Here is a 21,762-nt window from a genome sequence, read left to right on the forward strand (position 1 = left end):
CCTAATGGATATCCTGCTGCAAGAGGTCCAGGATCCGGGTCAGATCTTCTTCACTGTAAAATTCAATCTTTAATTCCCCCACCCGGCCCTTTTTCTGGATTTGGACCTTGGTTTGGAGAAAGTCGCTCATTTGCCGGCTGACAGCCGGGTAGAGGTCCTTGCCGGGCGCGGTCTTGGCCTTTTTAGGCGCCGGCTGGGAAACCGGTTCTGAGTCATCCTTTAACCGGCGGGCCAGGTCTTCTACCTGGCGGACGGAATAGCCCAGCTGGGCTGCTTCCTGGGCCAGGGCCACCAGGTCCCCTTCCTCGGGAATGCCCAGGAGGGCCCGGGCATGGCCGGCAGAGATTTTTTGCTCAGCCAGGAGGTCCAGGACCGGGGCCGGCAGGTCCAGGAGGCGGACCATATTGGCCACATGGGCCCGGCTCTTGCCGACAGCGGTTGCCACCTGGGCCGCGCTCTGGCCACTCTTTTCCATAAGCCGGGCATAGGCCCGGGCCTCTTCTAAGGGGTTGAGGTCTGCCCGCTGGATGTTCTCCACCAGGGCAATGGTAGCCATGGCGCTGTCATCCAGACTCCGGACGATGGCCGGAACCGTTGCCAGGCCGGCTATTTTAGCGGCCCGGAGCCGGCGTTCACCACTCACCAGGAGGGTTTCTCCATCCCGTTCAACGACCAGGAGGGGGGATAAGACCCCTTCCTGCTTGATAGAATCAGCCAGGTCGGTCAGGGCCTCTTCATCAAAGGTCTGCCGGGGCTGCCAGGGATTGGCCTGGATGGTCTCAACCGGGATTTGCTGGATGGTTTCCAGTTTTTTGCCCCGCTGCAGGTCCGAGATGTTTTCATTTAAGTCAGGAATCAGGGCCCCCAGGCCCCGTCCTAAGCCACCTTTATTCTTTGACACGGGCGATCACTTCCTTTGCCAATGCTTTATAGGTCCAGGCCCCCTTAGACAGGCGGTCATATTCAAAGATGGTCTGTCCATAGGAAGGGGCTTCCGACAGGCGGACATTCCGCGGAATCAGGGTCTTAAAGACGGCCTGGCCAAAGGCATTCTTTACTTCTTCAACCACCTGCTTGGCCAGCCGCATCCGGCCATCATACATGGTCATGACAATGCCGAAGATGTGCAGGTCGGGGTTGGCACTTGCCTGGACCTGTTTAACGGTTTCCATCAGTTGGCTCAAGCCCTCCAAGGCATAGTATTCGCATTGGATGGGAACCAAGAGACCATCTGCGGCGATTAGGGCATTAATGGTGAGTAGGCCCAGGGAGGGCGGACAGTCAATTAAGATAAAATCGTAGGTCGATTCAAAGGGGGCCAGGCATTTTTTCAGGCTCAAGGCCCCTTCTACCGACTCGCCCAGGTCCTGCTCAGCAGCTGCCAGGTCAATATTGGCCGGCATGACGTCCAAGTGGTCTCGGACGGCCACCAGCCGGCAGGCCTCACCATCGACTTCGCCGATGAGGCCATGGTATATGGTATGTGTCAGCTCATTTTTATCAATGCCTAGGCCACTGCTAGCATTACCCTGGGGGTCCAGGTCCACTAAAAGGACCTTTTTCTTGGCCCGGGCCAGGCCGGCGGCTAAGTTAACCGCCGTCGTCGTTTTGGCCACGCCACCTTTTTGGTTGACCAATGCCAATATCATCAAATCGCCTCCTCAATGAGGCCATTATACCATAGAGATGGCCCTGCTTCATCTGCTTGCAGCAAAAAAGAACTGTTTCACGTGAAACGAATCCTTATTTCAGCTCTTCGCCTGACGTGTTTCACGTGAAACATAAAAAGAGACCGACAAATGTCGGTCTCTTTTTGAAAGGGTCATGCAATGACAAAAGCAAAAAAAACGAAAGGAAGTTTAACCACTGCTTTCATTATACCACAAGCCTGTATGAATGCAAGTGCTTTCTTATGAGCGAGGGTATATGTCTATGAAACCGGTAAAAAACCGTCGGCTGAGGCCGGTTAACGCCTTATTTACAGGCCATAATACCGGCCAGGCAACCATCAGCGACGGCTGTGGCAATCTGTCTGACGGTCTTAACCCGGATATCCCCGGCAAAGAAGAGGCCCTCTGTTTGAGCAGCCAGGTCTTCAGCCAGGAAGTTACCTTCCACTTTGGCGAAGGGGGCCAGGAGGTCGGTATTCCCATTTTGGCCGATTTGGACATAGACTTCAATGCCGTCCTCATCGGTGATTTCTTCCCCGCCCAGGTTGACGGCTCGGCAGACCCCATCTTCCACTTTGATGTCCTGGACTTCGCAGCCGGTGTGAACCACGATATTATCAGCTGCCTCAATTTGCTGCTTAAATTCATCAATGCAGAGGAGCTTGTCCTGGTTTTGGACCATGTGGACCGCCTTGGCCTTTTGGGCCAGGTAGAGGGCCTCTTTGCTGGCCCCGTCAGAGCCCCCATTGATGACCACGGTCTTACCGGCGTAGCTCTCTTCCTGGCCTAGGGGCCAGTGCTTGGTGGCAAAGCCGGCGGGCAGGTCGATGGGGAGTTCTTTCAGGCTATTGCCGGTGGCGGCAATGACCTTCTTAGCCGTATGGCTGCCCTGGTTGGTTTGAACGGTAAAGCCTTCAGCGGTTTTTTCAATGCCGGTGGCCTCTTCAAAGAGGACCGGGATATCGGAATACTTGACCTGGTCGGCCAGGCGGTCGGCAAAGGTCGGGCCGGTTTCCCCGTCGCCAACACCGGCAAAGTGGCTGACCTTGGAGACATTGGCAATAAGGCCACCGATTTTATCCTTTTCCAGGAGGAGGACGTCCTTGCCTCTGGCCTTGGCATAGAGGGCTGCGCTCACGCCGGCCGGGCCGGCACCGATAATAATAATATCTTTCATAAATACACTCCTTACTGAATTGGTCATTCTTTCTACTGTATACCTTTCTTGACCCCTTTATTATCCGCCTCCGGGCAGATTTTCGCCAATTTAAATTTGTTATAGCTAACTTAACTTGTTTTTCTAGCCGGTTGGAAAAGGCCATAAAAAAGCCCCACCGCTGGTCCGGTGGGGCTTGGCTGCATACCAATAAAAAAGGCTGATTACCGGCCCTCTTTAAATGAGGGGTTTATTTTTCATGGCCTTGGGCCGGCGGGGGTAGCGGTCGGGGCTGGCTGCCAGCTTATCAAAGCGCCAGAGCCGGCGGCTGTCACCGGCCGGGAGGGCATAGGTCAGCTGGTCCCGGTAGGCCCCACCCAGGGTCTCTGCAGCTGCCCGGATGGCGGCCAGGCTCCCTTCCTCCCCGGGGCCCTTCATCACCGCCACTAGGCCGCCGGTTTTGACAAAGGGGAGGGCATACTCTAAAAAGCCCCCCATCCCGGTGACGGCCCGGCCGGAGGCCAGGTCATAGGCTGCCCGGTGGTCCGCCTGGTGGGCCAGATCTTCGGCCCGGCCATGCAGGGGCTGGACCCGGTCAGCCAGGCCCAAGTCAAGGGCCAAACCCTCTAAAAAGTGGACCCGCTTCTGCAGGCTATCCAGGAGGGTGAAGGTCCAGTCGGGCCTTAAAATGGCCCAGACCATGCCCGGAAAACCGGCCCCGCTGCCGATATCGATGACCCGCTGGGGGCCGGCGGGCAGGTGGGGGAGAACCAGGGCACAGTCGATAAAGTGCTTTTCCAGGACCGCTTCCGGAGCGGTAATGGCCGTTAAGTTGACTTCTTGGTTGGCCGCCCGCAAGCGGGCGTCATAGGCTAGGAATTGGTCGGCCTGAGTCAGGTCCAGATCCAGGCCGGCCCGAGCAAAGGCCTCCAGGATGTCTTTAGCGGTCATCGGCGCCTCCCTGGCCAGCTTTCTTCAGGCCCACGAGGAGGACGGTGATATCCGCCGGGTTGACCCCGGAAATCCGGCTGGCCTGGCCCAGGGTCAGGGGACGGATTTTCTGCAGCTTTTCGCAAGCCTCTTTCCGGAGGCCAGTCACCTGGCTGTAGTCAAAGTCAGCCGGCAGCTGCTTATTTTCCAATTTTTCCTGACGGGCAACCTGGTCGGCCTGTTTGGTCAGGTAGCCTTCATATTTAATGGCGGTTTCCACTTCCCGCCAAACCCGGGCCGGGAGGTCAGGGTCCCCGTAGCCCAGGTCCACTAAGTCGGTATAGGTGATTTCCGGCCTTTTTAAGAGGTCAAAGGCCGTTACCTTCTGTTTTAAGGGGCTGGACCCCCGACCGGTCAGGTGGTCCGCCAGGCGCCGGTCATCGACCGGGACAGCCAGGGCCTTGAGCCGGTCCTCTTCGGCGACCATCTGGTCCCGGTCAGCGGTGAACCGGGCCCATTTGTCATCATCGATCAGGCCCAGGTCCCGGCCGTAGGGGGTCAGGCGGAGGTGGGCATTGTCCTGGCGGAGGAGGAGCCGGTATTCACACCTAGATGTTAACATACGGTATGGTTCTTCCGTTCCCTTGGTGATGAGGTCATCGATGAGGACCCCAATATAGGCCTCATGGCGACGGAGGATAAAGGGATCCTTCCCGTCCAGGCTCAGGACCGCATTAATCCCCGCCATGAGTCCCTGGGCTGCGGCTTCTTCATAGCCGGAGGTCCCGTTCATCTGGCCGGCAAAGTAGAGACCGCTGATGTCCTGGCATTCCAGGGTGGGGTGAAGCTGGAGGGGGTCGATGAGGTCATACTCAATGGCATAGCCCATCCGGACCACTGTGGCCTTTTCCAGGCCGGGCACCGAATGAACCATCCTTTCCTGGACATCCACCGGTAGGGAGGTGGCAAAGCCCTGCATATAGTAGAGGGAGGTATCCAGGCCTTCCGGCTCAATAAAGAGCTGGTGGCGGCTTTTATCGCTAAAGCGGTGGACCTTGTCCTCAATGGAGGGGCAATAGCGGGGCGGGGCCCCGGTGACCAGGCCAGTCTGCATGGGCGACCGGTGCCAGTTTTCCCGGATGATGTCATGGGTCTGGGCCGAGGTATAGGTCAGGTAGCAGTCCCGTTTATCCAGGCCATTGGCCGCATCGGACCAGTGGGAAAAGCGCCGGTCCGGGGCATCCGGGGGCTGGGGGACCATGACGGTCCGGTCCAGGGTCTGGCCGGCCACCCGGGGTGGGGTCCCTGTTTTAAAGCGCATGGTCTTTAAGCCGGCATCTTCAGCCAGGGACCGGGAGAGTTTCTTAGGTGAAATATGCCCACCGGGGCCGGCGTCCTTGGTCAGGGGGCCAATGATGATCTGCCCGCCCAGGTAGGTTCCGGTGCAGACAATGACCCGGGGAGCCTGCCAATGGCTGTCATATTCATCGACGACCCCCTTAACGGTCCCCTCTTCAATGAGGAGCCGGTCAACAACCCGTTCCAGGACAGTAATATGGTCTTCGGCCCGAAGCCGGTTCCGCATATAGGCCGAATACCGGGCCTTATCGATTTGGGCCCGTAAGGCATGGACAGCCGGGCCCTTATTGGTATTTAAAAGGCGCATCTGGATTTCAGTGGCATCGGCCGCCTCTCCCATGACCCCACCCAGGGCGTCAATTTCCCGAACCAGGTGGCCCTTGGCCGGCCCACCAATGGAGGGGTTACAGGGGAGGAGGGCGATATGGTCCAGACTCAGGGTCAGGAGGAGAACTTCTTTCCCCATATGGGCAGCTGCAAAGGCTGCTTCCAGGCCGGCATGGCCGGCGCCTACCACAATTACATCATATGCACTTGGCATTGGATTCACGCTTGTCACTTCCCTAAGCAAAACTGTGAAAAAATCTGGTCTAAGAGGTCATCGGCAGCGGTTTCCCCGGTAATGAGGCCTAGGATTTCCCAGGCATGCTGGAGGTCAATGACCAGGAGGTCATCGGAAAGGCCCTGGTCCAGGGCGGCAATGAATTGACGGATGTCCTGCAAGGCCGTTTCCGCCAGGGCCACCTGCCGGGTATTGGTTAGGTAGAGGGCATTTTCTGCAGCCGGGGCCTCTTTCAAAGCCGCTGCCTTCAGGGCCCGGCCCAGGTCATCGATGCCGGTACCGGCCAGGGCGCTGGTGGTGACCACCGGCCAGGGGCTGGCGCTGGCACTTCCTTCAGCCAGGTCGGTCTGGTTGATGACCAAAAGGCCCACCTGGTCGGCATGGTCTGCGATAAAGGCCTCATCCTCTGGGGTGAGGCCGGTGGGGGCATCGACACAGTAGGCGATAACATCGGCCCCTTTGACGATATCCCGGGCCCGGTCGACGCCGATTTGCTCGACCAGGTCATCGGTTTCCCGGAGGCCGGCGGTATCAACCAGGCGGAGGGCCATCCCTTCCACCTGGACGGTGGCCTCAACCGAATCCCGGGTGGTCCCGGGGATATTGGTCACGATGGCGGTATTGCGGCCGGTCAGGGCATTGAGGAGGGAACTCTTGCCAACATTGGCCCGGCCACAAAGGGCCACGGTAATCCCCTCCCGGTAGAACCGGCCCCGGGCGGCTGTATCCACCAGCTTAGCCAAGTCCTCTTCCAGGGCCTCGGCCCGCTGGCGGTAGGTCGCCCGGTCAAGCCGTTCAATATCATCTTCAGGAAAGTCCAGGTCGGCCTGGATATAGGCGATGAGCTCTAAAATTGACGCCCGGAGGCCATCGACGACCCGGGCGGTGGCCCCGGACTTTTGCCGGGCCGCCAGCTTTAAGGCCCCATCACTCTTGGCCTCAACCAGGTCCATAATGGCTTCAGCCCGGCTGAGGTCCAGCTTGCCGTTTAAAAAGGCCCGGCGGGAAAATTCCCCGGCCTCAGCCAGCCGGGCCCCATGGGCACAGGTCTCCCGGAGGATTTCCCCCAGGGCCACCGGCCCCCCATGGCACTGGACTTCAACAACATCTTCCCCGGTATAGGACCGGGGCCCCCGCATGACCATAAACAGGGCCTCATCAAGGGGTTCACCCTGGCGGTTAACCACCCAGCCGTAATGGATGGTGTGGCTGGCCACCCGGCTGATTTTTCCGGATCCACCGGCCAGGGCATCCGCTATGGCTAGGGCTTCATCCCCGGAAATCCGCACAATGCCAACGGCCCCCTTGCCCGGTGCCGTAATGATTTGAGCAATGGTTTGGCTTTCATTGATGTGCAAAACCGGTCATCCTTTCTTTTAAGAGGTCACTTTTATACTTTCATTCAATAGGAGCTGGCTATTAAGTACCCATAAAGCCATCATTGAAAAACGGAGACAGGGGCTGTCTCCGTTCATGATGCCTATAACCGCCCGCTCTTGCAGCGTTCGGCGAGTTGATCGATGTAACTTTCAGCAAAGGCCTGGCCATGGAGGGTCTTCCGGCGGAAGAGCCTGATGGCCCCGTCCCGGTCCCCATGCTGGAGGTGGGTGCAGAGTTGCTGAACCAGCTTGCCGGTAATCATGACCTTATCGTAGTCGGCCTGGTGGCGGTTATCAAAGCTGTGCTTAATCCACAGGATGGCCGTTACCAGGACAACAAGGCCCACAACAATAAAAAAGCCATTCCAAAATGTTGGTCCCATTAGTCTTCCTCTTCAATGATTCTTGCCATACCGACCACTTCATCATCGCCTTCCAGGTGCATCATGGTGACGCCCTGGGTGGCCCGGCCGGTTTGAGAAATATCGTTCACAGCAAAGCGGATGAGGGTGCCTTCCCGGCTGATGGTCATGACTTCTTCCCCGTCACGGACCACCAGAGCCTGGACCAGCCGCTGGCCCCGCTTGCCGAGTTTTACGGTAAAGACGCCCTTACCGCCCCGGTTTTGCAGGTTGTATTCGGTCAGCTTGGTCCGTTTACCGAAACCCTTTTCCGTGATGACCAGGAGGCTGGCATCCTCTTGGACGATGTCCATATTAATGACCTGGTCCCCTTGGGCCAGCTTAATGCCGATGACACCGGCAGTGTAGCGGCCGGTCGGGCGGACATCCTCTTCATTAAAGCGGATGGCATAGCCCCCCTCGGTGACGATGATCAGTTCATCATGGCCAGCGGTCAGCTTCACAGCCACCACTTCGTCCCCATCATCCAGGCGGATGGCTAAGATGCCGTCCTTGCGGTTGGTATCGTAATCCTTTAGGGCCGTTTTCTTGACCTTGCCCAGCTTGGTAACAGCGGTCAGGTAACGGTCATCAAAGTCCCGCAGGGCGATGACGGTGGCCACCTTTTCCCCTTGATTGAGGTTGAGGAGGTTGATGATGGCCATCCCCTTGCCGGTCCGGCTACTTTCCGGAATATCAAAGGCCCGGAGCCGGAGGACCCGGCCGGTATTGGTGAAGAAGAGGAGCTGGTGGTGGGTGGTGGTAATGAAGATTTCCTCTATCCAGTCTTCTTCCTTCATCTTGGCCGAAGAAACCCCCCGGCCGCCCCGTTTTTGACTCTTATAGGTGTCCATGGGCATCCGCTTGATGTAGCCGTCATGGGAGAGGGTAATGACCATGTCCTCATCGGCAATGAGGTCATAAATATCCATATCCTGGTCATCCAGGGAGATTTCGGTCCGGCGGTCGTCGCCGTATTTGTCGGCGATTTCCGAGAGTTCTTCGGCGATGATCTGCCGGACCAGGTTGATGTCAGCCAGGATGGACTTGTAATAGGCAATCCGCTCCCGTAATTCGGCCAGTTCTTCTTCCAGCTTGGTGACGTTCAAGCCCTGTAACCGGCGCAGCTGCATTTCAATAACGGCCTGGGCCTGGCGGTCGCTCAGGCCAAAGGCCTCGCCCAGCCGGGCCTTACTTTCAGCGTCATCATAGGAGGACCGGATGATCCGGATGACCTCGTCAATATTATCGACGGCAATCTTTAGCCCTTCAACGATATGGGCCCTTTCTTCCGCCTTGCGGAGGTCAAACTTGGTCCGGCGGATGATGATATTTTCCTGGTGGTCCAGGTAGTAGGCCAGCATCTGGCGGAGGTTGAGGATTTTCGGCTCGCCGCCGACCAGGGCCAGGTTGATGACCCCAAAATTTTCCTGGAGCTGGGTGTGCTTGAAGAGCTGGTTGAGCATGACCCGGGGGTTGACATCCCGGCGCAGCTCGACCACGATCCGCAAGCCCTTCCGGTCACTTTCGTCCCGGAGGTCAGTGATCCCGTCTAAGACCTTATCCCGGGTCAGTTCGGCGATTTTGGTGATAAGCCGGGCCTTGTTGACCTGGTAGGGGATTTCCGTCACCACAATCCGGTGCTTGCCGCCGCTCATCTTTTCGATGCCGGTCCGGGCCCGGACGGTAATGCTGCCCCGGCCGGTTTTATAGGCATTGCGGATACCATCGGTCCCCATGATAATGGCCCCGGTCGGAAAGTCCGGGCCCTTGATTTTTTGGTAGAGGGTCTCGTCAGAGACTTCCGGGTCTTCAATCATGGCCAGGACGGCATCGGTCACATTCCGGAGGTTGTGGGGGGGCATATTGGTCGCCATCCCTACAGCAATCCCCGAGGATCCGTTGACCAGGAGGTTGGGGAACCGGGCCGGTAGGACCACCGGCTCTTCCATGGTATTGTCATAGTTAGGGGTATAATCGACGGTTTCCTTGTCGATATCCCGGAGCATTTCCCGGGCCAGCCGGCTCATCCGGGCCTCGGTGTACCGCATGGCTGCGGCCTGGTAGCCGTCAATATTCCCGAAGTTCCCCTGGCCATCTACCAGGGGGTAGCGCATGGCAAAGGGCTGTTCCATCCGGACCATGGCATCATAGCAGGCGGAGTCGCCGTGGGGGTGGAGGTGACCCAGGACATAGCCGACAATATTAGCACTTTTAACAGTGGGTTTATCCGGGGTAAAGCCGGCCTTGTGCATGCCGAATAAAATCCGTCGGTGGACGGGCTTGAGCCCGTCGCGGACATCAGGTAAGGCCCGGGAGGTGATAACGCTCATAGAATAGTCCAAAAAGGACGTCTTCATTTCTTCAACGAGGTGGATGGGACGAATACTCCCATGGGTGTAATTTTCCAAAAGACTGCCTCCTTTCTATAGAATTCGATTAAGTATCGATGTTTTTAACATACTTGGCATTGGTCGTGATAAAGTCCCGCCGGGGGCCGACCTTTTCCCCCATGAGCATGCTGAAGACATCGTCTGCATGGGCGGCATCTTCCAGTTGGACCTGGAGGAGGACCCGGTTTTCATTGTTCATGGTGGTTTCCCACAATTGTTCGGCGTCCATTTCCCCAAGCCCCTTGTAGCGCTTGAGGTTCTTTTCCAAGGTCTCGCTGCCCTTTTCTTCCCGGTATTTTTCCAGGGACTCATCATTGTACAAGTAGGTGAGTTTTTTCCCCTCTTTAACACTGTAGAGGGGGGGCTGGGCGATGTAAATGTAGCCCGCATCAATAAGGGGTGCCATATACCGGTAAAAGAGGGTCAGGAGCAGGGTCCGGATGTGGGCCCCGTCGACGTCGGCGTCGGTCATGATGATGATCTTATGGTAGCGGGCCTTGGCCAGGTCAAACTGGTCGCCCACCCCGGTACCAATGGCGGTGATAAGGTTTTTGATTTCCTCACTGTTTAAAATCCGGTCCAAACGGGCTTTTTCAACATTTAAAATTTTCCCCCGCAGCGGTAAAATCGCCTGAAAACGGCGGTCCCGGCCATCCTGGGCCGACCCCCCTGCAGAGTTCCCTTCGACGATGAAGAGTTCGGAAAAGGCCGGGTCCTTGACGGAGCAGTCCACCAGTTTCCCCGGTAGGGAGGTGGATTCCAGGGCGCTCTTCCGCCGGGTCATATCCCGGGCCTTCCGGGCAGCTACTCGGGCCCGTTGGGCGTCGATAGCCTTGTTAATGATGGCCTTGGCCTCACTGGGGTGTTCTTCCAGGAAGGTAGAAATCCCATTGCCGACAATAACGTCGACAATGCCCCGGACCTCGCTATTGCCCAGCTTGGTCTTGGTCTGGCCCTCAAACTGGGGCTCAGGGACCTGGACACTGATGACCGCGGTAAGCCCCTCCCGGATATCATCCCCGGAAAGGTTATCTTCTTTTTCTTTTAAAAGGTTCATCCGCCGGGCATAGTCATTGACAGACCGGGTCAGGGCTGTTTTAAAGCCCACTTCGTGGGTCCCGCCTTCAACGGTGTGGATGTTATTGGTATAGGAATAAATATTTTCGCTGTAGCTCTTGGTATATTGCATGGCAATATCCACAATAATCCCATCCCGGTCCCCTTCAAAGATGACCGGGTCCTTGTGGATGGGGACCCGGTTCCGGTTGAGCCAGGGCACATAGTCGGCCAGGCCGCCGGGGTGGTGGTAGGTTTCCGAATAAACCTCTTCCGGCCGTTCATCGGTTAAAAGCAGGGTCAGGCCCCCGTTTAAGAAGGAAAGTTCCTGTAAGCGCCGGGCCAGGATCTCATATTCAAAGGTGATTCCTTCTTTAAAGATTTCGATATCCGGGTGGAACCAGATGGTGGTCCCGGTGTGGGAACATTCCCCGACCACTTCCAGCTCGCTTTTAATTTTCCCCCGGGAAAAGTGCTGCTCATGGACCTGGCCATCCCGGCAAATTCTGACCCGCATGGCGTCAGACAGGGCATTAACGACGCTCATCCCGACCCCGTGCAGGCCCCCGGAGACCTTATAGCCCCCTTCGCCGAATTTCCCCCCGGCGTGGAGGACGGTCATAACCACTTCTGAAGTGGGCCGCCCCATTTTAGGGTGGATATCGACCGGGATTCCCCGGCCCTGGTCCCGTACAGTGATAGAATTATCAGTATGTATGGTGACCTCAATGGTATCCCCGTAGCCGGCCAGGGCTTCGTCAATGGAGTTGTCTACAATTTCATTGACCAAGTGGTGTAAGCCGGCGCTATCCGTTGTTCCGATATACATCCCCGGCCGTTTCCGGACCGGTTCCAAGCCTTCCAGGACCTGGATTTCATTACCTGTATAATTGCCTTCCAAAGGTGTTACCAAGGAAGCACCTCCTTATAACAAAATAAAGGCGCCACCAGGTGCGCCAGTTGTAAAATAAGTAGGGGAGGGTTAATTGTTTGAATACAAACAATTAACCTGACCCGGTGGAAAGGCAGACCAAGTGCTTTTCCATACCCTTCTAATTATACCAAAAACCCCCGTTATTTGCAAAAAATACAAGCAAAAAACGAGGGTTTTAGCCTTTTGGAATGATATTTCCCTCTTGAACCGAAAAAACCTTGCTATTTTTAAATAATTCATGGCTAAGATCCAAGTGGGTACTGCTGATAAAGGTCTGAAGGTCCTGGTCCACCACCGCCTCCAGGAGGAGCCTTTGGCGGATGGGGTCCAGTTCACTCAGGACATCGTCTAAAAGGAGGATGGGCTGGCTGCCACAGCGTTGGCGGATGACATCCACTTCAGCCAGTTTCAGGGCCAGGATGGCCGTCCGCTGCTGACCCTGGCTGCCGAAGGTCCGTAAATCCTCCTGGCTGGCGTAAAAAACCAGGTCGTCCCGGTGGGGGCCAATACTGGTGCTGCCCGCCCGGATATCGTGTTGGCGCTGGTCAGCCAGGGCCTCCAGGAAAAGGCGCTCCAGGTCTTCTGCCCCTTCATTTTTGACCTGGGCCCCCAGGGAGGCCTGGTAGGTAATATTAAAGCCGGCCTTCCGGGCCATGTGCTCATGGACTTGCCGGGCTCGGGGAACCAGGTGGCGCAAAAAATCCAACCGATCAGCGATGAGCCGCGCCCCGGACTGGGCCAGGTTCCGGTCCCATACCGAAAGCTGGCCGGTCTCGGCCCGGCCGGCCCGGATATCCTTTAAAAGTTCATTGCGCTGGGCCAGGAGCTTGCGGTACTTCCGCCTTTCTAGGTCATAGCCGGGGTTGACCAGGCCCAGTTCCCGGTCTAAAAACCGCCGCCGCTCATCCGGGGACCCCTTGACCACAGCCAGGTCATCCGGGGTGAAGAGGACAGCCAGGAGTCGGTCCGGCAGGTCCTGGAGCTGGCGGTAGCTGACCCCATTGAGCCGCCAGCGCTTGGCGTGGCCGTTAAAGGCCAGCTCCAGGGGCAGCTGGCGACGGCTCCCCTCGGCCTGGATAATGGCCTTTAACCGGGCGGCCTCAGCCCCATGGTAGATGAGGTCCCGGTCCTTGGCGGCCCGAAAGCCATGGCCTACAGAAAGGGTATAAAGACTTTCGATCAGGTTGGTCTTGCCCTGGCCATTGGGCCCAATGAGGAGGTTCAAAACCGGGGCCGGACTGATATCAACCCGGCGGTAGTTGCGAAAATAGGCCAGCTGGAGCCCTTGTATCAACATTAGCGACGCAGGGGCAGGATGAGGTAGAGGTAGTCCTCGCCGGCCTGGGGCTTCATGACACAGGGGCCCATGGACCCGTTAAAGGTCACATCCAGGTGGCTGTCATCCATGGCCTTTAGGGCATCGATCAGGTAGCGGGCATTGAAGGAAATATCAATGACCTCGCCCTCCTGGTAGACAGGCAGGTGCTCGTCGACCTTCCCGTAATCGCTGGCTGTCGAAATATGCAGGAGGTTGTTTTCAATATGGAAGGTGACCACGAAGGTCCCGTCCTTTTCTCGGCTGAAGAGGGTGGCCCGGTCCAGGGCATCCAGGAGGGGCTTACGCTCCAGCTTGACATAGGTCTGCCAGCCGGTGGGGATGACCTTGTCAAAGGGCGGAAAATCCCCCCGGATGCGCTGGGCCAGGAGGCGGATTTGGGCCGTTTTAAAGAGAACCTGGCGGTCGCTGATTTCCAGTTCAACCGGGTCTTCGCTGCCGGAAACAATCCGGGCCCATTCATTCAAGGCCCGGACCGGGATAATTAAGTCGTGATCGGCCCCGTTTTTATTATTGAGGACGGTGATTTTCTTGGCCAGGCGGAAGCTGTCCGTCCCAACCACGGTCAGTTCATGGCCCCGGATTTGAAAGAGGAGGCCGGTAAAGACCGGGCGGACTTCGTCGGCATTGACGGCAAAGGCTGTATGGCTGACCGCTTCACTAAAGTCCTTGGCGGTCAGGGTCACTTCAGCCGGAGACACGGCCGGTGGAAAAGTCGGGTATTCCCGGCCCGGCCAACCGTATAAGTCGGCGGTGTTATCCCCATAGCTAATGGTCATATGGTCGGCCCCGTCCTTACTGGTATTGTGGAAAATAATTCGGCCATCGGGCAGGCGACGGACCAGGTCAGTAAAACCCCGGCCCTGGACGACCGTCTCCCCGGGTTCAATAACTTCCACAGGAACGGTTACCTCCAGGCGGACCTCCAGGTCTGAGGCGGTCATGGTGAGTTGGTCCCGGTCACAGGTCAGGTGGATACCGGACAGGATAGCCATGGTGTTTTTTGAGCTCAGTGCGCGCTGGACAATTTGCAGGGCATCGGTAAGATTTTCCTTAATGGCTGAAAATTGCATGGCAGGCTCCTTTCTTCTTCTTCAGGATATATCTTAGTAGCAGTAGTAGTAGGCAGGGTGGATATGTGGATAAGTTCATAAAAGACCGACGGATGCCCAAAAATAGGTTGGGGAAAAGCCTATGGAAAAGCGAAGGGTTTTATCCACAGTATCCAAAGGTCTGGGGGATCTTGTGGATAAAGAGGGTCTTTTCCACAAAATATCCCCAGTTATCCCCACAAGGGGCAAAATAGCGGTTTTTCGGGCATTATATTTATAAAAATATACTTATTTATTTATCCACACACTTGTGGAAAATAATGTGGATAAGAAAGGGCTTAACCACGTGTTTTATAAGCTTTTTCCACTTATTGTGTAAAAAACAAGTGAAAAAAGGACTTTTCCACAGCTATTCGCCCCGTAAAATCTTAATCAGGTTATTGACTGTGGCCTTAACAGCCGGGTCTTTCTTTATTTCTGCATCGATTTTTTCAATGGCGTGGATGACCGTGGTGTGGTCCCGGCCGCCAAAGATTTCCCCAATTTTGGGCAGGCTCATATCGGTCAATTCCCGGCAGAGGTACATGGCCACCTGGCGGGGGAAGACGATGTTCCGGTTCCGGCGTTTGCCCAGGAGTTCTTCCAGGCGGACCCCATAGGTATCACAGACCTGGTTTTGGATGCTTTCGCCGGTAATGGCCTTGTCGACGCCGATTTCAACGTATTGTTCCAGGAAGTCTTTGGCCAGGTCCAGGGTCAGGGGGAGATTGTTCATGGTGGCATAGGAGGTCAGGGAGAGGAGGGCCCCCTCCAGTTCCCGGATATTGGTTTCCATATGCTCAGCCATAAAGGCGGTGATATCGTCAGAGACTTCCTTATGGTCCATCTGGGCCTTTTTCCGCAAGATGGCGATCCGGGTTTCCAGGTCCGGCGGCTGGATGTCGGTAATGAGGCCCCATTCAAACCGGGTCCGCAACCGTTCTTCCAGGGTCGGGATTTCCTTAGGTGTCCGGTCCGAGGAAATGACGATCTGCTTATTTTTTTCATATAATTCGTTGAAGGTGTGGAAGAATTCTTCCTGGGTCCCCTCTTTTTTCGCTAAAAATTGAATATCGTCAATTAAGAGGAGGTCCGCCTTCCGATACTTATCGCGGAAGGTGTTGGGTCGGTTGTCCCGGATGGAGTCGATGAGTTCATTGGTAAATTTTTCACTGGATACATAAATAATATTGGCCCCGGGCTGGGACTTAATAATATGGTGGGCGATGGCATGCATGAGGTGGGTCTTGCCCAGGCCGGACCCCCCATAAATAAAGAGGGGGTTGTAGACCTTTTTATCATTTAAATCCATAGCCATCCCTTCGGCAATGGCCAGGCTGGCCGCATGGGCGAACTGGTTGGACTTGCCGACGACGAAGTTTTCAAAGGTATTTTGGGTATTGATCCGGTAGCGGCCCATGAGAAGCATAGGCTCTTCTTCTTTTGGGGCGGGCCGGGCGGATTCGGCAATTTTAGGGAGGTCCATCTTGTCCAGGTCCTCGGCAAAGGCGATGATTTTGACCTTGACGTCTTTTTCGCCGCTTTCCTCACTGATGAGGCGTTCCAGGGTCCGTAAATGGGCCGGCGGCATCATTTCAGCCTTCATGGCGTCCCCGGCCGCCAGGATGTAGGTGCCTTCATAGTAGCCGGCCAAGGTCATATTCTTAAAAAAGGTGTCATAAGTCGGTCCGTTGACCTCATCTTCAAGCTTGGCCATGACCCCTTGCCAAATGCCCTGATAGTGCTCGTTGGTCATAGGTGCTCCTTTTCTTTCCATCATTGCATGAGCCGGTCCGCCAGCTGGTGGGCCGGTATTGGTTAGATATATAGGCATATACTAAATTATCCACAATAGAGGGTCTTATGTGGATAAAATTATAAAGTGAATGAGTTTATCATAGCAAAATGGCTGAAACTTATCAACAAGTAGCCGGTGAGATTCCTTAAAAGTTTCTTTATAAAAAAATAAGGCGCCAAAACCGGGTCCGGCAGGGGTGTCTACCCTTAGGTAAAAAGGCTGATTTTTGGCCTTTTTTGCCTTATATAGGGGGAAAGGGCCCTCCGCTACTTTTTAAAAGGCTTGTGCGTGGGGGCTACAGGGCTTATACACATTATGCACAGCCTGTGCATAAGTCAAAAATGGCTCAATTAAGCCGGTTAAAACATTTGAGTTATCCCCAATTCACAATAACAAATCTGTGGATAATGTGGATAAGGTCAGTGGATTTCGGTTCTTTCGCTCTTTTAAGGCCCTTCAATTTGGGGATAAAATGTTAATTAAGAGAAAAAAGGCGGTTTTTCTGGATAAATACACAGTTTTTTCTTGACCAGGTATTTTTATTGAAGTATAATGTACGTCGTATGTAAAATTGGTCAGGAGGTGTCATGAATGAAACGTACCTATCAACCTAAAAGAAGAAAACATCAACGCGTGCATGGTTTTCGCAAACGCATGTTAACTAAAAATGGCCGTAACGTTTTAAAAAGAAGAAGAGCGAGAGGCAGAAAACGTTTAAGCGCGTAACTTCATACTTGAAGGCCCGGTGTGGCCTTTTTTTTCTCATTTTCAAAAATGCTTGAACCAGTAAAAGAAGGGATTTTGTGCTGCAAAAAGCCAACCGCCTGAGAAGTGATGCTTCATTTCAAAGGGTCTATCAATACAAGAAAAGTTTGGCCAACCGCTACCTGGTTTGCTACCAATATCCCCGAGCTGATGAAGGTCCGACGCGGATAGGATTTTCCATTTCGAAAAAGGTCGGTAAGGCCCATACCCGCAATTATTTAAAGCGGGTCCTGGGGGAAGTGAGCCGGCTGCACTTAGACCGTATTCCCCGGGGGTATGACATCATTATTATTGTCCGCCAGCCGGCGGCGCAGCTCGCCTATGATGGGCTTGAAAAACACTACCTATCACTACTCAAAAAGGGAGGACTCTATGACGCTCCCAGCAAAAGCGGCACTTAAACTAATCGGCCTCTACCGCCAGTATATTTCCCCATTAAAACCAACGCCGACTTGTCGCTTTATTCCAACCTGTTCCCAATATGCCTATGAGGCCATTACCCGCTTTGGTTTTTTTCGCGGGGGTCTATTGGCTCTTTGGCGGATCTTGCGCTGCAACCCCTTTTGTAAGAGCGGCTATGATCCGGTGCCTAAAAAATTCGGGAGGTGAATGCCTCGTTTTTGAGGCAGGTATTTGAATACACTAGTTCAATTTATGACAAGCGTCATTGGCGCTTTTTATGACTTTACACAAACCATTGGCTTCCCCAGCTATGCCCTGGCCATTATCCTCGTCGGGGTCGTGGTGCGGATTTTACTCTTCCCCCTCTCCTTAAAGCAGATGAAGTCCATGCTGGGGATGAGCGAAATTCAGCCGGAGCTGAAGGAAATCCAGGCCAAGTATGCCAGTAACCGGGAAAAAATGAATGAAGAAATGCAGCGGCTCTACGTCGAGTACGAGGTCAATCCCATGGCCGGCTGCCTGCCCATCCTCATTCAAATGCCCATCTTATACGCTCTCTTCCGGGCCTTGCGGACCTTCCAGTTTACTGAAAACGATAGTTTTTTCTGGATTGAACACTTAAACGACAAGGACCCCTACTTTATCCTGCCGGTGGTCCTGGCTATCGTTATGTTCTTACAGCAACGCCTGTCCATGCCCAAGGGGAGCCCCATGGCAGACAACCCTTCTATGAAGGCCATGCTCTATGTCATGCCCGTCATGATGGGGGTTTTCGCCCTTCAATTCCCGGCCGGTCTCTGCGTTTACTGGGTGACCACATCCACCCTGATGATCTTCCAACAAATCATTATGAATAAACAACGGAAGAAAGAGCAGGAAAGACGGGCTGAAGAACGGGCCAAACGTCAGGCTGAACGGGAACTCAAGGCCAAAGAAGAACGCTTAAAGGGCCATAACCCCTCTAAGAAAAAGACCAAAAAAGAACTCAAGGCCATCCACAAGGCCAAAAAGGGAACCGGCTACAAGGCCCCCAGCCAAGCCGGCAGCACCAAGGGTTTTGACCCGAACAATCCGAAAGCCGTTTATAGACCAGCTAATAAGAAGAAAAACTAAGCACCTTTTTTAAGATAGGAAGGGATATTATGAGACGTCAACAATTTACTGGCAAGACCCTTGCCGAGGCTGTTGCAACAGCTGCGCGTGAACTTGGCCTCTCGGAAAATGCCTTGGACTACACGGTCTTGGAAAAAGCCAGCAAAGGATTTTTAGGCTTTGGGGCAAAAGAGGCCCGCATTGAAGTGGTCCTGCCAGACCCGGCCGGTCAAGAGACCCCGGCTGCCCCCATGGCCCAACCCCGCCTGGAAGAAAAAGAGGACAAAACCCCGGAGGCGCCCCAGGCAGCCAGCCCGGCCCCTGCAGAAGCACCTGCAAGTGACCAGGCCGACTCGGATGACCTGCTGACCCCGGAAGATATCGGCCTTGCCTTCCTGGCCCCTATTTTTGAGGCCCTGGAAGTCAACCCTACCGTAGAAATTCAGGAAGATGACGACCAAATCACCTTTGCCATGTACGGCGAAGAAGTGGGCATCTTAATCGGCCGGCGGGGCGATACCTTAAATGCCCTCCAGTTCCTCCTTTCCCTGGCCATCAACCGCCGCCTGGGCGGCCACAAACGGGTCATCTTAGACTGTGAAGACTACCGGACCCGTCGGGCAGATACCCTCAGCGCCCTGGCCCACCGGATGGCCGACAAGGCCCGGGAAACCGGCCGTCGCGTCAGTCTGGACCCCATGAATGCCGCTGAACGTCGCCTTGTCCACCTGGCCCTGGAAAAAGAGCCGGACATTAAGGCGGAAAGTTACGGGGAAGACCCCCACCGTAAAATCGTTATCTATCCCCAGCAGCACCAATAAAAGACCCAAAAAGGGCCCCTGGTTTGATCACCGTCAAACCAGGGGCCCTTTTTCCTGCCTATATGCTATTTTTTTCTAGTCTTGGTCAGTCAACTGGCCAGCTGCAGTCTTTTCTTCCCCCACAGCCCCCTGGTCTTCATCTGCCAGGCCGGGCTGATTTTTTTCTGCATTGACCCGCTTTAATTCAACTTCAGCAATGGCCCGGACCGCTTCCTTGCCATATTCATCTAATTGTTTGTAAAGGGCCAGGACCTCTTCCTCATCAATGGAGCTGTCTTCCGTTTCACCGGTGGCAAAAAAGTCCAGGGTTACATTTAAATTATCAGCTAAAGCCTGCAGGATGCGGATATCCACCTTGGTATTATCTCGCTTTATAATCCCATAGATGGTTTGCGGGCTAATATCTGTTTCTTTTGCTAATTTGTTCACATTCGTGTCACGGTACTCAATCAGTGTCTTTAACTTTGTTCCGATGGCCATCCGGAACCCTCCTTAACAAAACATTACTAAAAATGACTTTATAAAAAGTGATAAAAAGTAGAAATGAATAATTTTAATGGTTATATAACTAGCTTTTTCATTATAATACCATAGCCATAGGGAATATTCTATACATAAAAATTAAAAAATAACTAAAAATAAGGTTCGTCATAGCCGCCATATTGGCGGGCTGATGGGCCGTCGACAGGCTAGTCATTTGCCATCCATTTAAGGCCCACTTTCTCTTAAGCCAGGAGGCCGGGAGGCCGTAAATATAAGATAAAAAATCACCCTATAAATAATCATTTATAAGGAATAAGTTCAGGCGCACCCAGGCAGTAAGGGCGGAAAGAAGCCTAAAATGTCTTCTTTATAGCTAATAAATGATGCATAAAAAAAATTAAAGGATAAAGTGCTTAAATTCCTTGAAATTTGCTTATTTTTATTTTTCAAAATCTTTGCTTTGTGCTATACTGAACTTAGTAAGTGGTTTCCATTACTAAATTTTAGGAGGTTGCTAAATTGGCTACTGAAAATCTAAATCCTTTTGAGAGTGCACAAGCCAAAGTTAAACACGCTTGTGAACAACTCGGACTCGATGACAACGTTTATCAAATGCTTTCCGAACCCCAACGTGTTATCGAAGTTAACATCCCTGTTCATATGGATGACGGTTCTTTGAAAATGTTCAAAGGCTGGCGCTCCCTGCACAACAATGCCATTGGGCCGGGTAAAGGCGGCATCCGCTTCCATCCGGGCGTTAACTATGACGAAGTACGTGCATTGTCTATTTGGATGACCTTCAAGTGCGGCATTATGGGTATTCCTTACGGCGGCGGTAAAGGCGGCGTTATCTGTGACCCCCTCACCCTCTCCGATAAAGAATTAGAACAAATTGCTCGCGGTTATGTACGTGGCTTGCACAAATACATCGGCGAAAAAATTGACGTTCCGGCGCCTGACGTAGGAACCAACGGTCAAATCATGAGCTGGATGATGGACGAATACATCAAGCTCAATGGCGACCAAGCTTCCTTAGGTGTATTCACCGGTAAATCCGTTGCTTGGGGCGGTTCTCAAGGCCGTAACGAAGCAACCGGTTTCGGGATCTATGTTATCGCCCGTGAAGCCGCTAAGAAAATTGGTATTGATATTGCCCACGCTTCTGTTGCCGTTCAAGGCTTCGGGAACGTTGGTCGTTTCACCTGCAAAAACATGTTCCGTCAAGGGACCAAAGTGGTTGCAGTATCTGAATGGGAACCTAAAAACGGCGCATATGTCATCTATAAAGAAGATGGCTTAAACTATGAAGAAATGGTTGAGTACGTAGAAAAGAACCACAACCTGTTAAACTTCCCTGGCTCCAAAACCCTGACCATGGACGAATTCTGGGCCCTGGATGTTGACATTCTCGTACCGGCTGCTCTTGAAAACGCTATCACCGCAGAAGTTGCTGAAAAGATCAAAGCTAAATTGGTCTGCGAAGCAGCTAATGGCCCGACCACCCCGGCTGCTGATGAAGTCCTCAACAGAAGAGGCATCATCTTAACCCCGGACGTTCTGACCAATGCCGGCGGCGTTACCGTTTCCTACTTCGAATGGGTCCAAAACCTCTATGGTTATTATTGGACTGAAGCCGAAGCTGAATCCCGTCAGGAAGAAGCTATGGTTTCTGCCTTCAATGACATCTGGGCTATCCGCGAAGAACATAACGTTACCGTTCGTGAAGCTGCTTACATGAACTCTGTTAAGAAAGTAGCAGACGTCATGAAATTACGCGGCTGGGTATAATCCAAGCTATAAAAGCACCCGAAAGGGTGCTTTTTTTTGTGTGCCAGCGCCGGATAAAAGGGCCACTTTATAAGGGTCGCCAGACCATCCCGCCCCGGGGATTTTTTGGGGCGGTTTTTTTATTTAAAAAGATAAATAAAGAAGGTAAATTTTTATCCGAGTTAACTGGGGATGATCCCCTGGAGGGAGGCCGGCAAGCGGTTCCTAGGCCATAAAACCGGGTCGATTGGCCCGGTAATTGGTTCGCTTGTAGCAGGATCAGCCATCCTCACTGATAGATTATCATCGGTGGCCTGCAGGTGGACGGGCTGGCCTTGCTGACTGAAGCCCATGTGGCGTGAAAGGA

20 protein-coding genes are annotated in these 21,762 nt (G+C 54.0%); 6 read left to right on the forward strand and 14 right to left on the reverse strand.

Features of this window, described 5'->3' with window-relative positions:
* Position 1 precedes the first annotated feature (1 nt).
* From ACKQTC_RS06370 to dnaA, 12 genes are all read right to left on the reverse strand, one after another.
* Positions 2 to 901 carry a ParB/RepB/Spo0J family partition protein gene (locus tag ACKQTC_RS06370; protein WP_408977599.1) on the reverse strand — a complete coding sequence of 300 codons (900 nt, stop codon included), beginning with the start codon at positions 899 to 901 and terminating at the stop codon, positions 2 to 4.
* The gene (locus ACKQTC_RS06375; RefSeq protein WP_408977600.1) at positions 888 to 1,649 is read right to left on the reverse strand and encodes a ParA family protein; all 762 of its coding nucleotides are present in this window, start codon (positions 1,647 to 1,649) and stop codon (positions 888 to 890) included. Before ACKQTC_RS06375 ends, ACKQTC_RS06370 begins: the two co-directional genes overlap by 14 nt.
* Before the next feature lie 325 nt (positions 1,650 to 1,974).
* On the reverse strand, positions 1,975 to 2,847 hold the full coding sequence (locus ACKQTC_RS06380) for an NAD(P)/FAD-dependent oxidoreductase (RefSeq protein WP_408977601.1): 873 nt from the start codon (positions 2,845 to 2,847) through the stop codon (positions 1,975 to 1,977).
* A 216-nt stretch (positions 2,848 to 3,063) separates the two neighbouring features.
* Positions 3,064 to 3,777 carry a 16S rRNA (guanine(527)-N(7))-methyltransferase RsmG gene (gene rsmG / locus ACKQTC_RS06385; protein WP_408977602.1) on the reverse strand — a complete coding sequence of 238 codons (714 nt, stop codon included), beginning with the start codon at positions 3,775 to 3,777 and terminating at the stop codon, positions 3,064 to 3,066.
* Positions 3,767 to 5,656 carry a tRNA uridine-5-carboxymethylaminomethyl(34) synthesis enzyme MnmG gene (mnmG, locus tag ACKQTC_RS06390; RefSeq protein ID WP_408977603.1) on the reverse strand — a complete coding sequence of 630 codons (1,890 nt, stop codon included), beginning with the start codon at positions 5,654 to 5,656 and terminating at the stop codon, positions 3,767 to 3,769. The genes rsmG and mnmG overlap by 11 nt, the downstream gene beginning before the upstream one ends.
* Positions 5,657 to 5,670: 14 nt before the next feature.
* Positions 5,671 to 7,035, reverse strand: a complete 1,365-nt coding sequence (gene mnmE / locus ACKQTC_RS06395) for a tRNA uridine-5-carboxymethylaminomethyl(34) synthesis GTPase MnmE (RefSeq protein WP_408977604.1) — start codon at positions 7,033 to 7,035, stop codon at positions 5,671 to 5,673.
* Positions 7,036 to 7,157: 122 nt separating this feature from the next.
* Entirely contained in the window at positions 7,158 to 7,439 is a 282-nt protein-coding gene (locus tag ACKQTC_RS06400) for a hypothetical protein (RefSeq protein WP_408977605.1), read from the reverse strand.
* The gene (gene gyrA, locus ACKQTC_RS06405; protein WP_408977606.1) at positions 7,439 to 9,868 is read right to left on the reverse strand and encodes a DNA gyrase subunit A; all 2,430 of its coding nucleotides are present in this window, start codon (positions 9,866 to 9,868) and stop codon (positions 7,439 to 7,441) included. The genes ACKQTC_RS06400 and gyrA overlap by 1 nt, the downstream gene beginning before the upstream one ends.
* A 28-nt stretch (positions 9,869 to 9,896) precedes the next feature.
* Positions 9,897 to 11,819: a DNA topoisomerase (ATP-hydrolyzing) subunit B gene (gene gyrB / locus ACKQTC_RS06410; RefSeq protein WP_408977607.1), complete on the reverse strand. Its 1,923-nt coding sequence runs from the start codon at positions 11,817 to 11,819 to the stop codon at positions 9,897 to 9,899.
* Between the two features lie 196 nt (positions 11,820 to 12,015).
* On the reverse strand, positions 12,016 to 13,137 hold the full coding sequence (gene recF / locus ACKQTC_RS06415; protein WP_408977608.1) for a DNA replication/repair protein RecF: 1,122 nt from the start codon (positions 13,135 to 13,137) through the stop codon (positions 12,016 to 12,018).
* Positions 13,137 to 14,249, reverse strand: coding sequence for a DNA polymerase III subunit beta (dnaN, locus tag ACKQTC_RS06420; RefSeq protein ID WP_408977609.1), 1,113 nt, complete (start codon positions 14,247 to 14,249; stop codon positions 13,137 to 13,139). The genes recF and dnaN overlap by 1 nt, the downstream gene beginning before the upstream one ends.
* 388 nt (positions 14,250 to 14,637) lie before the next feature.
* Positions 14,638 to 16,047 carry a chromosomal replication initiator protein DnaA gene (gene dnaA / locus ACKQTC_RS06425; protein ID WP_408977610.1) on the reverse strand — a complete coding sequence of 470 codons (1,410 nt, stop codon included), beginning with the start codon at positions 16,045 to 16,047 and terminating at the stop codon, positions 14,638 to 14,640.
* 609 nt (positions 16,048 to 16,656) lie between these two features.
* On the opposite strand from dnaA, the gene rpmH reads away from it, so the two are divergent.
* The 5 genes from rpmH to jag all read left to right on the forward strand — a co-directional run bounded on the left by rpmH (position 16,657) and on the right by jag (position 19,145).
* Positions 16,657 to 16,791, forward strand: coding sequence for a 50S ribosomal protein L34 (gene rpmH, locus ACKQTC_RS06430; RefSeq protein WP_408977611.1), 135 nt, complete (start codon positions 16,657 to 16,659; stop codon positions 16,789 to 16,791).
* A gap of 77 nt (positions 16,792 to 16,868) precedes the next feature.
* A complete protein-coding gene (rnpA, locus tag ACKQTC_RS06435) occupies positions 16,869 to 17,231 on the forward strand; it encodes a ribonuclease P protein component (RefSeq protein WP_408977612.1) in 363 nt (120 codons plus the stop codon).
* Positions 17,203 to 17,439: a membrane protein insertion efficiency factor YidD gene (gene yidD / locus ACKQTC_RS06440; RefSeq protein WP_408977613.1), complete on the forward strand. Its 237-nt coding sequence runs from the start codon at positions 17,203 to 17,205 to the stop codon at positions 17,437 to 17,439. The genes rnpA and yidD overlap by 29 nt, the downstream gene beginning before the upstream one ends.
* A gap of 24 nt (positions 17,440 to 17,463) precedes the next feature.
* The gene (yidC, locus tag ACKQTC_RS06445) at positions 17,464 to 18,345 is read left to right on the forward strand and encodes a membrane protein insertase YidC (protein WP_408977614.1); all 882 of its coding nucleotides are present in this window, start codon (positions 17,464 to 17,466) and stop codon (positions 18,343 to 18,345) included.
* 29 nt (positions 18,346 to 18,374) lie between these two features.
* Positions 18,375 to 19,145, forward strand: a complete 771-nt coding sequence (gene jag, locus ACKQTC_RS06450; protein ID WP_408977615.1) for an RNA-binding cell elongation regulator Jag/EloR — start codon at positions 18,375 to 18,377, stop codon at positions 19,143 to 19,145.
* 75 nt (positions 19,146 to 19,220) lie between these two features.
* Here jag and ACKQTC_RS06455 read toward each other — a convergent pair whose 3' ends face one another.
* Positions 19,221 to 19,625, reverse strand: a complete 405-nt coding sequence (locus ACKQTC_RS06455; RefSeq protein WP_408977616.1) for a helix-turn-helix domain-containing protein — start codon at positions 19,623 to 19,625, stop codon at positions 19,221 to 19,223.
* 522 nt (positions 19,626 to 20,147) lie between these two features.
* Between ACKQTC_RS06455 and ACKQTC_RS06460 the strand changes: the two genes are divergently transcribed.
* On the forward strand, positions 20,148 to 21,416 hold the full coding sequence (locus ACKQTC_RS06460) for a Glu/Leu/Phe/Val family dehydrogenase (protein ID WP_408977617.1): 1,269 nt from the start codon (positions 20,148 to 20,150) through the stop codon (positions 21,414 to 21,416).
* 161 nt (positions 21,417 to 21,577) lie between these two features.
* Here the strand turns inward: ACKQTC_RS06460 and ACKQTC_RS06465 are convergent, their stop codons facing one another.
* The gene (locus tag ACKQTC_RS06465) at positions 21,578 to 21,748 is read right to left on the reverse strand and encodes a hypothetical protein (protein ID WP_408977618.1); all 171 of its coding nucleotides are present in this window, start codon (positions 21,746 to 21,748) and stop codon (positions 21,578 to 21,580) included.
* Between the last annotated feature and the right edge of the window lie 14 nt (positions 21,749 to 21,762).

The organism is Peptococcus simiae, assembly GCF_046097595.1.
Lineage (GTDB): Bacteria > Bacillota > Peptococcia > Peptococcales > Peptococcaceae > Peptococcus > Peptococcus simiae.

What these genes read in the sequence shown, in the direction of transcription:
- ACKQTC_RS06375 (WP_408977600.1), bottom strand. Translation starts at nt 1,649, where the DNA reads ATGATATTGGCATTGGTCAACCAAAAAGGTGGCGTGGCCAAAACGACG.
- mnmG (WP_408977603.1), bottom strand. Translation starts at nt 5,656, where the DNA reads ATGCCAAGTGCATATGATGTAATTGTGGTAGGCGCCGGCCATGCCGGC.
- rsmG (WP_408977602.1), bottom strand. Translation starts at nt 3,777, where the DNA reads ATGACCGCTAAAGACATCCTGGAGGCCTTTGCTCGGGCCGGCCTGGAT.
- jag (WP_408977615.1), top strand. Translation starts at nt 18,375, where the DNA reads ATGAGACGTCAACAATTTACTGGCAAGACCCTTGCCGAGGCTGTTGCA.
- dnaA (WP_408977610.1), bottom strand. Translation starts at nt 16,047, where the DNA reads ATGATGGAAAGAAAAGGAGCACCTATGACCAACGAGCACTATCAGGGC.
- dnaN (WP_408977609.1), bottom strand. Translation starts at nt 14,249, where the DNA reads ATGCAATTTTCAGCCATTAAGGAAAATCTTACCGATGCCCTGCAAATT.
- ACKQTC_RS06380 (WP_408977601.1), bottom strand. Translation starts at nt 2,847, where the DNA reads ATGAAAGATATTATTATTATCGGTGCCGGCCCGGCCGGCGTGAGCGCA.
- ACKQTC_RS06455 (WP_408977616.1), bottom strand. Translation starts at nt 19,625, where the DNA reads ATGGCCATCGGAACAAAGTTAAAGACACTGATTGAGTACCGTGACACG.
- rpmH (WP_408977611.1), top strand. Translation starts at nt 16,657, where the DNA reads ATGAAACGTACCTATCAACCTAAAAGAAGAAAACATCAACGCGTGCAT.
- ACKQTC_RS06465 (WP_408977618.1), bottom strand. Translation starts at nt 21,748, where the DNA reads ATGGGCTTCAGTCAGCAAGGCCAGCCCGTCCACCTGCAGGCCACCGAT.
- recF (WP_408977608.1), bottom strand. Translation starts at nt 13,137, where the DNA reads ATGTTGATACAAGGGCTCCAGCTGGCCTATTTTCGCAACTACCGCCGG.
- yidD (WP_408977613.1), top strand. Translation starts at nt 17,203, where the DNA reads ATGACGCTCCCAGCAAAAGCGGCACTTAAACTAATCGGCCTCTACCGC.
- ACKQTC_RS06400 (WP_408977605.1), bottom strand. Translation starts at nt 7,439, where the DNA reads ATGGGACCAACATTTTGGAATGGCTTTTTTATTGTTGTGGGCCTTGTT.